Annotated in this window: 16 protein-coding genes and 2 pseudogenes; 12 read left to right on the top strand and 6 right to left on the bottom strand. The window is 41.7% G+C overall.

Annotated elements, in window-relative coordinates; all coding sequences use genetic code 11:
- Position 1: 1 nt before the first annotated feature.
- Together MHH46_RS17730 and MHH46_RS17725 are read right to left on the bottom strand one after the other, a co-directional pair.
- Positions 2-445: pseudogene (locus tag MHH46_RS17730) on the bottom strand (site-specific integrase); the annotation flags it as partial.
- A 14-nt stretch (positions 446-459) separates the two neighbouring features.
- Positions 460-639 (bottom strand): annotated as a pseudogene (locus tag MHH46_RS17725) (YHYH domain-containing protein); the annotation flags it as partial.
- Positions 640-825: 186 nt separating this feature from the next.
- Here MHH46_RS17725 and MHH46_RS17720 point away from each other — a divergent pair.
- From MHH46_RS17720 to MHH46_RS17695, 6 genes are all read left to right on the top strand, one after another.
- Complete coding sequence (locus MHH46_RS17720; RefSeq protein WP_076128393.1) at positions 826-1,593, top strand: nucleotidyltransferase domain-containing protein; 768 nt, start codon at positions 826-828, stop codon at positions 1,591-1,593.
- A gap of 284 nt (positions 1,594-1,877) precedes the next feature.
- Positions 1,878-2,660, top strand: a complete 783-nt coding sequence (locus MHH46_RS17715) for an SDR family oxidoreductase (protein WP_076190186.1) — start codon at positions 1,878-1,880, stop codon at positions 2,658-2,660.
- Between the two features lie 728 nt (positions 2,661-3,388).
- Positions 3,389-4,078 carry a hypothetical protein gene (locus MHH46_RS17710; protein WP_076128397.1) on the top strand — a complete coding sequence of 230 codons (690 nt, stop codon included), beginning with the start codon at positions 3,389-3,391 and terminating at the stop codon, positions 4,076-4,078.
- A gap of 426 nt (positions 4,079-4,504) precedes the next feature.
- Entirely contained in the window at positions 4,505-4,708 is a 204-nt protein-coding gene (locus MHH46_RS17705; RefSeq protein ID WP_076190187.1) for a DUF5316 domain-containing protein, read from the top strand.
- Positions 4,709-4,740: 32 nt separating this feature from the next.
- On the top strand, positions 4,741-5,232 hold the full coding sequence (locus tag MHH46_RS17700; RefSeq protein ID WP_076128399.1) for a cupin domain-containing protein: 492 nt from the start codon (positions 4,741-4,743) through the stop codon (positions 5,230-5,232).
- Complete coding sequence (locus tag MHH46_RS17695) at positions 5,233-6,015, top strand: MBL fold metallo-hydrolase (RefSeq protein WP_076128401.1); 783 nt, start codon at positions 5,233-5,235, stop codon at positions 6,013-6,015.
- Between the two features lie 105 nt (positions 6,016-6,120).
- Here MHH46_RS17695 and MHH46_RS17690 read toward each other — a convergent pair whose 3' ends face one another.
- From MHH46_RS17690 to lexA, 4 genes are all read right to left on the bottom strand, one after another.
- Positions 6,121-6,699 carry a hypothetical protein gene (locus MHH46_RS17690; RefSeq protein ID WP_076128403.1) on the bottom strand — a complete coding sequence of 193 codons (579 nt, stop codon included), beginning with the start codon at positions 6,697-6,699 and terminating at the stop codon, positions 6,121-6,123.
- Between the two features lie 222 nt (positions 6,700-6,921).
- Positions 6,922-7,302, bottom strand: coding sequence for a hypothetical protein (locus MHH46_RS17685; RefSeq protein WP_139329870.1), 381 nt, complete (start codon positions 7,300-7,302; stop codon positions 6,922-6,924).
- A gap of 150 nt (positions 7,303-7,452) precedes the next feature.
- On the bottom strand, positions 7,453-7,791 hold the full coding sequence (locus MHH46_RS17680; protein ID WP_076128407.1) for a L,D-transpeptidase: 339 nt from the start codon (positions 7,789-7,791) through the stop codon (positions 7,453-7,455).
- Between the two features lie 178 nt (positions 7,792-7,969).
- Positions 7,970-8,596, bottom strand: a complete 627-nt coding sequence (gene lexA, locus MHH46_RS17675; RefSeq protein WP_036687720.1) for a transcriptional repressor LexA — start codon at positions 8,594-8,596, stop codon at positions 7,970-7,972.
- Between the two features lie 251 nt (positions 8,597-8,847).
- Between lexA and MHH46_RS17670 the strand changes: the two genes are divergently transcribed.
- The 6 genes from MHH46_RS17670 (at position 8,848) to metH (ending at position 15,216) form a co-directional block, all read left to right on the top strand.
- A complete protein-coding gene (locus MHH46_RS17670; protein WP_076128409.1) occupies positions 8,848-9,261 on the top strand; it encodes a LysM peptidoglycan-binding domain-containing protein in 414 nt (137 codons plus the stop codon).
- A 109-nt stretch (positions 9,262-9,370) separates the two neighbouring features.
- Complete coding sequence (locus tag MHH46_RS17665) at positions 9,371-9,580, top strand: DUF896 domain-containing protein (RefSeq protein WP_036687717.1); 210 nt, start codon at positions 9,371-9,373, stop codon at positions 9,578-9,580.
- A 49-nt stretch (positions 9,581-9,629) separates the two neighbouring features.
- The gene (locus MHH46_RS17660) at positions 9,630-10,151 is read left to right on the top strand and encodes a hypothetical protein (protein WP_076128411.1); all 522 of its coding nucleotides are present in this window, start codon (positions 9,630-9,632) and stop codon (positions 10,149-10,151) included.
- 34 nt (positions 10,152-10,185) lie between these two features.
- Positions 10,186-10,971 carry an HAD family hydrolase gene (locus MHH46_RS17655; protein ID WP_036687714.1) on the top strand — a complete coding sequence of 262 codons (786 nt, stop codon included), beginning with the start codon at positions 10,186-10,188 and terminating at the stop codon, positions 10,969-10,971.
- 262 nt (positions 10,972-11,233) lie between these two features.
- The gene (locus MHH46_RS17650) at positions 11,234-11,659 is read left to right on the top strand and encodes a FixH family protein (protein ID WP_038571571.1); all 426 of its coding nucleotides are present in this window, start codon (positions 11,234-11,236) and stop codon (positions 11,657-11,659) included.
- A 179-nt stretch (positions 11,660-11,838) separates the two neighbouring features.
- Positions 11,839-15,216 (top strand): methionine synthase, encoded by a 3,378-nt coding sequence (gene metH / locus MHH46_RS17645; RefSeq protein ID WP_370511261.1) that lies wholly within the window; start codon positions 11,839-11,841, stop codon positions 15,214-15,216.
- The last annotated feature ends 87 nt before the right edge of the window (positions 15,217-15,303 follow it).

Genomic DNA, 15,303 nt, shown 5'->3' with positions numbered 1-15,303 from the left:
ATCATTCGAGGATACTTCTCATATGAGCTTCAAATTTATCCATGCTGCTTTCATTTATTTTCTTTGAAATATGTGTGTATATGTTCGCTGTGATTCTCATACTACCGTGACCTAAACGTTCTTGTACATACTTCATATCGTTACCAGCCTCAAGTAAAAGAACAGCATGAGTGTGACGAAGAGAATGAATCGGCATCGCCGGGAGACCAATACGTTTCAAAATTCGCGAAAAAGAATTGAATAAAGAAGACTTTGGCATGAAGTTTCCATCATCTCTATAGGAACCCTTCCAAGCTAATTTATTTTGGTTCTGATATTTAATGTGTTGCTTTAGATCGCTAATGATAGATTGACTAATTTTTATCGTTCGTTGCGAATTAAACGTTTTTGTATCTCCGAATAGAGTTGCTTCATCCTCAGCTGAAAAATCTAACGTCTTACAAATGTGGCAGCCGGTTTAGAATCTGAACCTCCACCGTTGTGGTAATGGTATTCTCCGTTTTCCAGTCCCCACTTTGCGCAATTTGTGCGGCAATAATGACCCCCATTTGCATCTGTGCGTCCTGGATGTGCCTCAGCAAGTACAGGCATCAATAATAAGACAAGTGACATGAAGATTGGAACAATAATTCTTTTCATAAAAAATAAATACCCCAATGTTTGATTCTTGGAGTAGTCTATCAGAATACATTTTCACTTATCCCTTATTAAGCTAACGGGGCAGGATAGTTGAATGATTTCGCGAATAACTTAAGTCATGACGAATTTACGAAGTTCGCAAAAAGGCGTTAGCCGAAAGAAGTTCTTAGTTTAGGAGGAGTCTATATGATATTAGAAAAAGTTATAAATAGAATTGAAATACAAAGTGAATATAAGGATTTTGTTGATAAGTATATAGATAATATACTTACCGAATTCAAAGGTAAGATTCATAGCATTTATATGTGTGGCTCGATTCCAAAAGGAACTGCTAAACCTTTTAAGTCAGATGCAGACTTTACTATTGTATGTGTAAATCCCAAAGATATTGATTACGAAAGATTGTCAAATATTAAAGACAGGCTTTTGGAAGAATATCCAATAGTAACTAAGATTGATACGATAATTTGCTCGATTGACGATGTATTAAGTAAACCAAATGAGTGGGGTTTTTGGGTAAAGATAATTTGTGTTTGCATATATGGTCATGACGTTGGTGAAAAAGTACCACCGATAAATATTTCTCCAGAGTTCATTTTAGACTTAAATACAGAGACCAAGGAGGAAGTAGATCGTATACATAGGTTACTTTCTAATGCTAATGATAACACAATGAAAACTAGATATATTAAAGGTTACTCTAAGAGATTAATTCGTGCATTATACTCTTTGGTTTTAGAAGATACAGGTGTATGGCAAGATGACATTATTAAGATGAAGAATGCCATATTAAACTATTGTGACATTGACTCCGCTTTAGTTGATTATCTGTATGCTTGTTACTTGGATAGTAATGTACTTGTTGAAAAGTTTCTGGGAATTGCAGATGAAGTATATAGCTATTTTGAGAACGCCTTAAATACAATGGCTGCTTCCAGAACTTCCTTCGGCTAACACCATATTGACGCTCCGGGTCACTCTGAGAAGCGAGTGACCACATCCAGCCCCCTAAGCCCGTCGGGACGTCACTGCGTTAGGTGTTCGGCAAGTCTCACAACTATAAGCAGCGACTCTAATTAAAACATAAGACTATTGAGCTAACGGGAACTTTAGTTGAATAATACACATTAATGAGCAGGCGCTACGGTAGCCTGCTGTTTTCATTGAAGTAACGGGCAGATTTGCACAATAGTCACCGCAGTTTAATGCGACTTCAAAATAAAAAGGAGAAAAGACCCATGAATACTACACTTGGCAGATTAACAGGTCGAATCGCAATAGTAACAGGTGCAAGTCGCAGCACAGGAATCGGTGCTGCAGTGTGCAAAGAGTTGGCCTATCCAGGCGCTGATGTATTTTTTACACACTGGGTTAGTTACGATCAACAGATGCCCTGGGGTAGCAATAACGAGGAGCAAAAGCAACTTTGTGAGGAAATACGTTCCATGGGCGTTCGTTGCGAACACCTAATGATGGATCTTTCTGTACCTGAAAGCTTTGTGGATTTATTAAATAACGTTGAGCAGAAGCTAGGAGAACCTTCCATTCTTGTTAACAATGCTTGTTATTCGGTTAACGATGACTTAACCACGATTACCCCAGAGTCTTTGGATGCACACTACGCAATTAATGTTAGGGCGGTAACTATGCTTAGTGTGGAATTCGCTAGACGGTTTACGCAATCGGCAGGTGGTCGAGTTATTAATATGACATCGGGCCAATCACTAGGCCCTATGGCTGGTGAAATCTCTTATGCCACAACGAAAGGGGCAATAGATGCTTTCACACGAACTTTTGCAGCAGAGGTGGGTCCGAAAGGCATCACCGTAAATGCGATAAATCCTGGACCCACAGACACCGGCTGGATGACTCCTGACCTACGACAGCAGTTATCTAAGCAATTTGTAACAGGTAGAGTAGGATTGCCTAAGGATGCAGCTCGTCTGGTTGCATTCTTAGCCACCGATGATGGGGAGTGGATTACCGGCCAAGTTTTACATTCCACGGGTGGATTCAACTAACGGAGAACGATAGCTCAATGAGACACCTAGCTAATACGATGTGAAAATCGCCTCGTCAGTGATAATGCTGACGAGGCATTATAATTTGATGGGTCTTATATCAAATTCAGCCAGTCCTGGTGGCAGTGATTCGAAGTCGACTTCTTCGAGGGCTTCTGGTTAAATAATTATTAGTAACGGTTCATATATGTCAATCAACGCACCTATACGTTCGCTGATACCAATAAAAGTACCAATAGCTACAATACTTCCGCACCTTCCACCAAATCCGCTATCGTGATTGTCACAGATATGCACGGACTGGCACAATCTGAGTTACAGATCATTAAGAATGGCGATTTACAGAACCCCCCCGCGGTTGGCTGTGAGTCGCTATTTAATTTTTTTCTGAAAATGTGTTAATTAAAGTGTTTTGTGGAATTTGTTTTACTTAATTGTTTTATCGTCTACCTTGCTCTTGCTCAGTCCAATTAACCTTAAAAAACCGAGAAGAACTAAGATCTCATGGGTCACTTTATGGAATCTGGTGGCATTAATTAAGATAGTTGGTGCCCGAATCGTCCGGGAACAATTTGAATTTCGAGCACAACTCCATAGCTGTAAATAAGAACGAGTCGATTGTTTGAAATTTTTCAATCCGTAGCAATAAAATTGAGAAAAGGTTTGAAGAATAAGAGGACACGTCACTCATGTGGGTAATAACTAATATAGTAATAAGGAGGTGCGTAATGAAAAAAATATTATTAACTACAGTTACTAGTATTCTTCTGTCTTCCTCAATTCTCGGTGCATGTAGTAACAATAAAACAACAGACGAGGCAAAACCTACAGCGTCAAGTGCAGCGACAATGCCAGTTGTTGAAGCTACAAGCACTCCTGAACCTTCTGCTACTCCTTCTATGGAGGCGCAGGAGTCCGCCAGTCCGGAGGCCACTGATCCTCTAACATCCGATCGGCCAAAGACCAAAGCATTTGGTGAACAGGAGGGAGGGGTCTCAGGGCAAGAAGGTACACTTGGGAAAGGTGATGGATATTCCCTGTATGTTTTTCAGGGTTTCACACTAGACTCACAGTCTGGTCGTTTATCATTAACTGAGGATCCAACCTATTATGCCGAAATTAAACACTTACCTGCCGATTACGATCTCACAGCTTTGAAGCAGCAGGGACAAACCGAGCTTTCTGCAATTGGCAAAGCCAACGACCATAGCGGGGAACTAATTGAACATCCTCTAGGTTTTGCTGAACTATATCTGCAGGCAACCGGTGATAAAGGGATAGAAGATTATATGGTCTGGAAGAATCAGGCGGGGGAAGCTTTTCTTTTTCGGATACACAATCCTAAGGGGGATTCGTCGAATAAGTTTGCACCTTGGGTGATGGTTTCACTGGCAACACTTGAACTTGAAAGGAATTAAGTGTGATCAGAGCCGAAGGAGTTGTGCGGAGTAGAAGGGGTGTGCCATAACCATAATCAAAAAAATGGTTGTTGGCACACTTCTTCTTCTTTTTGGTACCTTACTTCATTCGAACGCCAATTTTCGTTTGCTGAGGTTGCAAATTTCGCGTATGAGCCTGCTATAGGATCCAGCAGACCTTATACGAAGCTTTACCCTACATTTGGGATAATAAAGGACTCCATAGTCGCAATTGGCAATAAAAAGACCTAATATGAGCTTCTTTTTTAGGAATAACGTCACTGGAGTCCGAAACCATGCTCCAAAGGCTGAAAATTAGCAAATAGCGTCATCTGGGTCCGAAAGTCAGGGCACGTAGTAGAGGGATTTAATGTTAAAATATCTTATATATAGATAACTAATTCTTTCCTGGGAAGGAGTAAGTTCATGCAAATTTTTATTTACATAGGATTGGGCTTCTTTATAATTTCAGGTATATGTGTTGGAGCCTTCACGACAGGTACACAACAAAGAGGTAACTTTTATTCGGAATCTAAGCAAGACCGTAAAGCTAAAAAAAAAGTAGCGAATTGGTCCGCTTTAGGTGGTCTTATTTCATTAGCTGTAGCTGGGATTCTTTATTTGTTGTAAATGAACGCACAACATAAGGAGGAGTGTTGCAGATGGTGAAGATTTTTAATGAAAATACGGTCTCTTTTACACAAAAACAGTCCCCGATCCCAGAGTTTGCTTGGCATACGAGTGAAAGGTTAGCTGAAATGGTGGGCTCCAAGCATTTAGTTTTTGATATCAGATCTTTAGATCCTGATAAATATTCTTTTCCTTATCATTTTCATAGAAATGCTGAAGAAATATTTGTGATTTTAACGGGAAAAGCGATGTTAAGAACACCCGAGGGTTTTACGGAGGTTACTGAAGGGGATGTAATATTTTTTGAAATGGGACCGGAAGGGGCGCACCAGCTTTATAATCATTCCGATGCACCATGCAGGTATCTGGATCTCCGAACGAATCAGGGAATAGATGTTTGCGAATATCCAGACTCAGGCAAAATCAACATTTTGCCCTATCAAGAAATCTATCAAGCAGATGAACAGGCGGATTATTGTAAGGGAGAAGAGCATGTAAGGGGAAAATGGAATGGGGGAGCGTAATTGAGTAAAGATCGTTGGTTTACAGTAACGGAAATTGATCCGACCACCTATGCAATCAGTGAATATGGACATTGGGAAAAGGTGCATTCTTTTTTACTCTTGGGGCAAAAACAAGCCGCGTTAATTGATACGGGATTAGGTATTGATAATATAAAAAGAATAACGGATCAGTTAACGGATTTACCTATCGCTGTCATAACTACGCATGTGCATGCAGATCATATTGGCAGTCATGGGCAATTCGAGACAATCTATGTTCATAAAGCGGATGAGGATTGGCTGATTAACGGAATAAAAGGCTTGTCCCTTGCCCAGATTCGAAAAGATATGAGCCGGGACATCACCCTTCCTGTTCCTGAAACCTTTGATCCTAACACCTACATACCTTTTCAAGGGAAGCCAACAGCTCTTTTACAAGAAGGGGATGTGCTCGACATAGGCGGGCGTAAAATAGAAATATACCATACACCAGGTCATTCGCCAGGTCATATCAGCCTTTTTGATCATGCCAACGGATATCTGTTTACAGGTGATTTATTGTATGACGTTACGCCAATCTATGCCTTTTACCCTTCGACTAGTCCGGTTGATTTAGTGGCATCCTTAGAAAAGATTACGGAAATTCCAGGAGTTACCCAAGTATTCGGTTCTCATAATACACTGGGTTTAGATCCATCTATTTTACAAGAGGTCAAAAAGGCGGTTCGTGAGTTACGTGAGCAAAAGGTAGTAGCACATGGTACGGGCATTCACCAGTTTGATGGGTTTAGTGTGCAATTTTAGATTTTTCTATGTCGAAAACAAATGAGGGTATGGCGATATGGTGTCTACATCAAAGGCTTTTGCGAAAAATAATTCACACATCTTATTGCGCAAAAAACAACTTAATTATTCAGATACGATTGACCTGAACAGTGCATGCAATTGTTGTACTTGGGAGTAAGCTTCCTTGTACTGGTTGTCGGATTGTTGAATAGGCAATAAACCCGGCAAGAAGGAGATACAATACACAGGCGTTTCTTTGCTGTTCATATATATTTTAAGCGTAAGCTCTTCTATCACATTAGCTTCTTCATCGGTGTCCTTAAGGACATTAATATCTGCACTTGTTGCAGTAGTTTTGCTGTTTTGATGTCTTTTGGATACTTTTGAAAGGGTAAGTGCGTTAACCACAATCTCGGATCCCATTACATTATCAAATGAGTATAGCTTTGCTACTGCTTTTTTGTTACTCTTCGGATTTTTGGTGCCAATTGCTAATTTTTTATTAGGCTCGTTAAGTGCGATCAAGTGAGATTGATTGGGGGGAATGAATGTTTTGGTGAAGCTGATGTTAAAAGATGAGGTCGCATTAACTAGCTTAGAAATTTCAGATGAAGCAGATAGCGTTTTCAATTTTATAATGGCGGCACTTAGAATTAAAACAACTCCTAAAATAGCAAATAAGTACATCAAGATAATCAGCATATAATCACACCTCCTAGTTATCTCATTAGACTCAAATTGTTGCTTATTGAAAGATATGCCTGAATGATCTCCACTAGTATCTTTTAAAAGGGAAATTCGTGGAATTATAGGATCGACTTCACGATTAACCCAAAAAAAGCACCCAGAGAAACCTTCCGATTCTGCAAATGATGCAAAATTTGGGGTTGCTGCAAGAGTGCTTTTTAAGGTGATTATGTAAACCTATAGAAAATTGAAGGCAGTGATATGATCGGTATAAACAATCAGCTGTTTGTATTCGATCGGAGTCCCATAACTAGCATAAGGTCTTACAGTAACGTCATTGAGGACAACAAAGTTATAGCTGAAATTTTTATCAGGGTGTTCTGCTCCCAAATAAGATATGTATTCGTCTACAATTACATCATCCATCAAAGATTTTAAATCAAATACATCCTCTTTGTTGGAGACGGTTGGAGAGACGATTCCCTGAATGCTGCCAAAAGAGGTGAGCAAATTCACTTTTTTTCCACTAGCTTGTTCATCATTTAAAAGTAAACCGGACAGCTTACCCAGTGCATCGACTTTAAAATCGACGAGGGTTCTAATTTTTGAATTATTCAAACTAAACACATCCTTTTCAATTTGCAATCCTGTTAACAATATTCGACATATAATCACCAAACTCCTAGTATGCTAATGAAAAAATACTTACTTATGTAATGACCCCCATTTTTTAATGTGATTTGGGGGTTGCCGAGCCTCCATTCGAATTTAATTTCTTATCGTTACTCGTGTGCCTATAGGGACAATAGCAGCGAGTGCTAACACATCCTCGTTGTACATCCGGATGCAGCCGTGGGACACCTCTTTCCCAATGGAGGAAGGGTCATTGTTTCCATGAATTCCGTAGTGTGGTTTAGACAGTCCCATCCAAAACACACCGAAGGGACCCCCTGGGTCGGGTTGTTTGTTAATAATAGTGAATTCACCCACTGGGGATTGGGTTAACATCTTACCGATGCCGACAGGGAAACCTCTAATCACAATATCATTGTCCAGAAGATATAACATTCGTTGGGTCAGATCTACAATAATTCGGTAGTTGGGCATTATACGCAACACTCCTTTCTAATTAGGATATGAGCAGAACGCCTAAAGGGTTATTCATAGAAAATGGCCATTTTAGCCATTGGGAACAAATGTTCGTAAGTGGTTGGAAAAGCAAAAAAACGTAGAAAAAAGGCTGTTCCGCATATGCGGACCAGCCTTTTATGTTAGAAGTGCATACTTAGTGGATATCTCGAAACAATCCGATGACTCTTCCGAGAATAGTTACGCGATTAAGGCGAAGCGGCTCATAAGCTGGATTCTCCGGCTGAAGCCGTATATGATCACGTTCCTTGTAAAAGGTCTTAACGGTTGCTTCATCTTCTTCGGTCATGGCTACAACGATATCTCCGTTGTCCGCTGTTTGTTGTTGGCGAACAATCACATAGTCACCATTCATAATGCCTGCGTCCACCATACTATCACCCATGACAGACAGCATAAATACTTTGTTGTCACCTACATAGTGAGTAGGAAGTGGGAAGTAGTCTTCGATATTCTCTGTAGCAGTGATAGGTACCCCGGCGGTAACTTTACCTACGACAGGAATCCGTGAGATGGTCTGCGCGAATTGGTGAACATTCTCTGAATCCTCTTGGCCTAGTAATTCTATTGCACGTGGCTTCGTTGGATCTCGACGAATAAGTCCCTTCTTCTCAAGCCGGTCCAAATGACCGTGAACTGTGGAGCTGGAAGCAAGGCCAACAGCTTCTCCAATTTCCCGGACGGAAGGTGGATAACCCTTGCTGCGGACTTCGCTTCGTATAAATTCCAGGATCGCCAGCTGGCGACTTGAAATCTTTGACATTGGAATCAACCCCATATAGTAATGTTTGGGAAAATTATAACATAGAACTACCGTTCGCACAAACATAAGTTCTAACTATTATAAATATTAATCTGCTAGAGTTAAAAAATGGTAGACAAATGATAATAAAATGAACCGCTTGAGTCTCTCGAAAAAAAGAGAACAATTGTTCTGAAATAGTATTGAACAAAACACATGTTCGTGTTATTATAAATTCGAAAGTAAGAACAAGTGTTTGGAGGATGATGATTATGCTAAAATACAGTACATACCGCAGCATCTACGATAAGGCCCCAGTGGTTGAATCTATAGGACATAATGACGTTGCCCGTAATTCCGCTAAGGTGAAAGAGATAACGGAACGTTTGCTTGGAGGGATGATTTCGTTGTTCCGTCAAGATTTCTTTATTAAGTTAATATTGATTTTCGTGCTAGTATTATCTGGCCTAACAGTAGTGGGAAATGTATTTGCAGGATCGACGACTATAATGAAGGAAGAGAAGCGGATTGTGGTTGAACGTGGAGATACACTATGGAGTATTGCCCTTAAGAATAAACCAGCTGATATGAAGACAGTTGTTTATATAGAAGGAATTAAACGTTCAAGTGGGATTAAGAGTAGTCAAATTAACGCTGGAGACATACTTACTTTACCTATTTATTAATTTTCTGAGAACATAATAGAATGACCAGTAGAGCTTGCAGGGAGTAGACCTTGACAAGCTCTTTTTCTCATGGCAGAGTTAGAATTAATTTATAGGGGGAGGGAAAGTATTGAATATTGATGAGTTGGTCGCGCGAATTAACGAATTGGCACGCAAACAGAAGAGCGTAGGCCTTAATCAAGAGGAAGTGGCGGAACGCGCCAAGCTTCGTGAAATTTACCTGGGGAATATCCGCAATAACTTCCGAGCACAATTAAATACTATTGAAGTGGTAGATAACGATGAGCATGAACAAGGTAACAAGGGGCTTAAACATTAGCTCGCTGTTCCTTTTCATAGATATTTCAGGATGACTAGGGGGAACGCACATGGCCCGTTCTTGGGAAAGAATGGTTCAACGCAACACACAGCAAATCAACAAGCAAAGAAAGAAGCAAGGCAAGGATACGATTTATGCCTCTAAATCTCCTACCCAGAATGCCGAAGTCTTTAAAGGTCGCAACATTGCATTTCCGGTAGTGTTAGTGATACTTGGCACTATGTTTTGGGTAGTTGGTTCTATTGATCAGGCCAAAGGTAATGGCATGCTGGCTAATTGGCTGGGAGTAGTACTGTACTATTTGCTGGCAGCGCTATTGTTCTTCCGTCGTCCGTACTTGAAGGTGGAAAAAGCAAGACTGTCCACTATTAAATTCAATCGCGAACGCGGACTTCCAGCTGCAGATATTGAGAAAATCACCCTTTCGCGTGGAGCTGTAGTCATTAAGCATAAAGGGAAACGTACGAAATGGATTTTCACAAAACTTATGAATCGCTATGATACTAATGCGATGAGTACACGATTAGAAGCATTTGCTAAAGCTCACAACATTGAAGTAGTTCACGAATAGAACTAGACCAGTTAAAGGGAGAGGGAGACCTGTAATGCCAATTTCTGCTGTACTATTTGACCTTGATGATACATTGCTGTGGGATGATCGGAGCGTCGAAGAAGCATTTCGTTCTGCTTGTGAAGCCGCCGGGGATACGATCGATCCACAAGAACTAGAAGTTGCAGTTCGTAAGGAAGCAAGTAGCTTATATGAATCTTATGAGACGTTCCCATTTACAAAGATGATCGGAATTAATCCATATGAAGCACTCTGGGCTAACTTTACGGCAGGTGAACAGCCAGAATTCCGTCAATTGGAGCAGCTTGCACCGGTATATCGTAAAGAGTCTTGGCGTCGCGGACTTGCAGCGTTAGGGGTGGAAGACGAAGCACTAGCTGAGACCTTGGCAACTAAATTCGCAGCAGAGCGCAGAAAACGTCCATACATCTATGAAGAAACAATGCATGTACTGGAGCAGTTACGGGGTCAAGTGAAGCTTCTGCTACTTACGAACGGCTGTCCTGCACTGCAACAAGAGAAACTAGATGGTGTGCCCGAGTTAATTCCTTTCTTTGATCATATTGTGATTTCCGGAAGCTTTGGTAAAGGCAAACCGGATAAGGAAATTTTCCTGCATGCTTTAGAGCTTCTTGATGTAACGCCTGAGCAAGCGGTTATGGTCGGCGATAAGCTGACAACGGATATCCGTGGGGGGCTGGCAGCAGGGTTGACCACGGTCTGGATTAATAGAAAAGGTAGAGCACCTAGTCTTGATATTCATCCGGATCATGAAATCAATCACCTTGAGGAACTTCTTCCACTAGTTCAATCCTTGTAAGATATACAGAGCTATTAGCTCCAATATAAAGACTTTATAAAAGCAGCGAGTTTCTGAGATCCTAAGAAACTCGCTGCTTTTCTGTACATACATACTAACATAAGGATTTCATTAGATTTTTAAGTAAATGATTTAAGTCACAAGACTAATGCGGAATTGATGCAAAATACTGAAAAACCAATAATAATGTGTATAATAGATGGAGATGTATAACATGAATTGGTAGATTTTTATTATTCGATAATGATTGGGAGGGCTCCAAATGATGAGATCGAAGAAATTAGTCGCTGTATTATTAGGTGCAACACTTCTAGTACTAGGTGGATGTTCTTCAAATGGAACCAAGCATTCAGAAATACATAACATGAATATGAACATGTCTATGGAACCTATCAAAGTCGAACTACAATGGAGTCCTGAAGAAGTTGTTGTAAATCAAAAGGTAACCTTTGAAGCTGTGGTGACCCAAGATAACGAGGCAGTAGATGATGCAAAAGAGGTTCTGTTCGAAATTGTGAATAAAAATGATGAGGGACAGAAAATAGAGCTTAAGGGAAAGCTAATTGGTAAAGGAGTCTATCAAGCAGAAGGGACCCTTGAAAAGGAAGGACAATATAATGTCACTTCACATGTGACAGCCCGGACACAGCACTCTATGCCTAGCAAAGAGCTGTCTGTGAAACCATGATTCAAAGGTTCGCAAAGGTTACTGAGCAATAACAGATAAAGCAGAGTGGAAAGGAAGGCTTTTCGAAATCCCTTTATTCTGCTAAACTTACTCTAATGTTTTACTGGGGGGACTATTAGTTGGCTAAATATACACTTGAGGAAAGCTTACAACAAAGGATTTTGATCCTTGATGGCGCAATGGGCACGATGATCCAACAGGTGCCTCTTACTGGAGAAGATTTTGGAGGCGATGAGCTGGACGGCTGTAATGAAATGCTGGTATTAACACGTCCAGAAGTCATTCAGACGATTCATGAGCAGTACCTCGAAGCAGGGGCTGATCTCATTGAGACTAACACATTTGGTGCAACCTCTGTTGTGCTAGCTGAATATGATATTCCTCAGCGGGCACGTGAGATCAATCTAGCGGCAGCAGAGTTGGCTCGCAGAGCAGTAGACAAATATGACACACCTGACCGTCCGCGATACGTCGTGGGGGCTATGGGTCCAACAACAAAAACGCTCTCAGTAACTGGAGGCGTTACTTTCCAAGAGTTAGTTGATAGCTATGAGGAACAAGCAGTGGCATTGATCGACGGTAAAGTAGATGTTTTGCTGCTGGAGACCTCTCAAGATACACTTAACGTTAAAGCTGGAAGTATTGGTATTCGTAATGCTTTTGAAAAGACTGGCATCACGTTGCCGGTTATGATTTCCGGAACAATTGAACCAATGGGTACTACATTGGCGGGTCAGAATATTGAAGCATTTTATATCTCATTAGAACATCTGAAGCCTATCTCTATGGGCCTCAACTGTGCGACTGGTCCTGAGTTCATGCGGGATCACATTCGTTCGCTTTCGGAGATCTCCTCCGCAGCCGTGAGCTGTTATCCAAACGCAGGATTGCCGGATGAGAACGGACATTATCATGAATCTCCAGATTCTTTAGCTCGCAAGATTGCAGCCTTTGCCGAAAAAGGCTGGCTGAACATTGCGGGGGGGTGCTGTGGAACGACACCAGAGCATATCCGTGCGATGAAGGAAGCACTTTCTGAATATCCTCCACGCCCGCTGACAGGTAATCATCCGCCTGCACTTTCAGGCATCGAGCCTATCTATATTGAGAACGACAACCGTCCATACATGGTTGGTGAACGTACGAATGTACTTGGCTCTCGTAAATTTAAACGTCTTATCGTCGAAGGTAAATATGAGGAAGCCTCAGAAATTGCCCGTGCTCAGGTGAAGAGTGGGGCACAGGTTATTGACGTGTGTGTACAAGACCCTGACCGTGATGAGATTGAAGATATTAAGCTTTTCTTAGAACTGGTTGTGAAAAAGGTTAAAGTACCCCTGATGATCGATACTACCGATCCTAAGGTTATCGATTTGGCTTTGCAGTACTGTCAAGGTAAGGCGATAATTAACTCCATTAACCTTGAAGATGGTGAAGAAAAATTCGAGCTGGTGACGCCGATCATTCATAAATATGGTGCAGCTATTGTTGTGGGTACCATCGATGAGACGGGACAAGCCATTAAGGCGACAGATAAACTGGAAGTGGCTAAACGCTCCTATGACTTGCTAGTGAATAAGTACGGTTTAGCAGGAGAAGATCTTATTTTTGACACGTTGGTGTTCCCTGTAGGAACCGGAGATGAACAATATATCGGTTCAGCAAAAGAAACGATTGACGGCATTCGTTTGATCAAGGAAGCACTTCCAGGTGTTCATACGATCTTGGGCATTAGCAACGTCTCCTTTGGATTGCCGGAAGCGGGACGTGAAGTGTTGAACTCCGTATTCCTTTATGAATGTACAAAAGCTGGGTTGGATTATGCGATCGTAAATACAGAAAAAGTGGAGCGGTATGCTTCCATTCCTGCTGAAGAACGTCATCTTGCTGAGGAACTGATTTATAATACGAATGATGAGACGCTTTCTGCTTTTGTAGCTGCTTTCCGTGGTAAAAAAGTAGAGAAAAAAGAGAAGATTTCCAACCTGTCACTTGAAGAACGTTTAGCTTCCTATGTGGTTGAAGGTACGAAGGAAGGACTCATTCCTGACCTTAATGAAGCATTGACTAAATCTGGTCCGCTGGAGATCATCAATGGACCGCTGATGGCAGGGATGTCGGAAGTCGGCCGGTTATTTAATAATAATGAATTGATCGTTGCTGAGGTGCTGCAAAGCGCTGAAGTGATGAAGGCTTCTGTCAATCATCTAGAGCAGTTTATGCAGAAGGATGAGACAGCGGTTAAAGGAAAAATTATGCTGGCAACCGTAAAAGGGGACGTGCATGATATTGGTAAGAATCTAGTGGAGATCATCCTCTCCAATAATGGTTATCAGATCATTAATTTGGGTATAAAAGTACCACCAGAGACCATTATCGAAGCCTTCCGTCGAGAAAAAGCTGATGCGATAGGATTGTCCGGGTTGCTTGTGAAATCTGCTCAGCAGATGGTCCTCACCGCTCAGGATCTACGTACAGCAGGGATCGATGTTCCGATTATGGTTGGCGGCGCAGCTTTGACCCGTAAATTTACGAAGACCCGTATTCGTCCAGAATATGACGGTCTAGTATTGTATGCTAAGGACGCTATGGACGGGCTGGATATTGCCAATCGGCTTATGAACCCTGAAGAACGGGAGAAGATTGCCGAGGAAATTCGTGTGGAGGCAGAAGCAGCGGTTGCGGTGGCGCCTAAGCAAGAACTGCCGAAACTAACCAGAGCAGTGCGTTCCAAAATATCTCCAGATGCACCTGTATTTGTTCCACCGGATTTAGAACGCCACGTACTGCGTAACTATCCATTGGGGCATATTATCCCCTATGTGAATATGCAAATGCTGCTGGGTCATCATTTGGGGTTACGGGGTTCTGTAGAAGCCCAATTAGCTGCTGGAGATCAGCGGACTGTTGAACTGAAGGGTACCGTAGACGATATTCTCCATCAAGCGATGCTAGAGGGTACCATTACTCCACATGCTATGTATCAATTCTTCCCTGCACAATCGCAAGGGAATGATATTATAGTGTATAATCCACAGAATACGTCCGAGATCCTGCATACCTTTACTTTCCCGAGACAAGGGGTAGAGCCTCATCTGTGCTTGGCGGACTTTTTGAAACCTGTTGACAGTGGTATTATGGACTATGTTGGATTCCTAGTTGTAACAGCAGGTCACGGTGTACGTGAATTGTCTACTCAGCTGAAAGAAAGCGGAGATTATCTGCGTTCACACGCCTTGCAGTCGGTTGCACTTGAAGTGGCAGAAGGACTGGCGGAACGCGTCCATCATATGATGCGCGATACTTGGGGTTTCCCGGATCCGGCGGATATGACGATGAAGCAAAGACATGGGGCAAGATACCAAGGAATCCGTGTTTCATTTGGTTATCCTGCATGCCCGGATTTAGAAGATCAAGGTCCACTGTTTAAGTTGTTATCTCCGGAGGATATCGGTGTTCACCTTACAGAAGGCTTTATGATGGAGCCCGAAGCTTCCGTTTCGGCTATGGTATTTGCCCATCCAGAAGCGCAGTATTTTAATGTAGAGAAGCTGTAATTCTTTCATTTATATACCTGGTCTGTAGGGGATTGTATCCCTTTCAGCGGAACCTCCCGTAACTGGGGGGTTTTTTGCTGGAAGAAG

It is taken from the genome of Paenibacillus sp. FSL H8-0175, assembly GCF_045040615.1.
Classification (GTDB): domain Bacteria; phylum Bacillota; class Bacilli; order Paenibacillales; family Paenibacillaceae; genus Paenibacillus_AQ; species Paenibacillus_AQ odorifer.
This window is presented reverse-complemented; position numbering and strand designations above follow the sequence as displayed.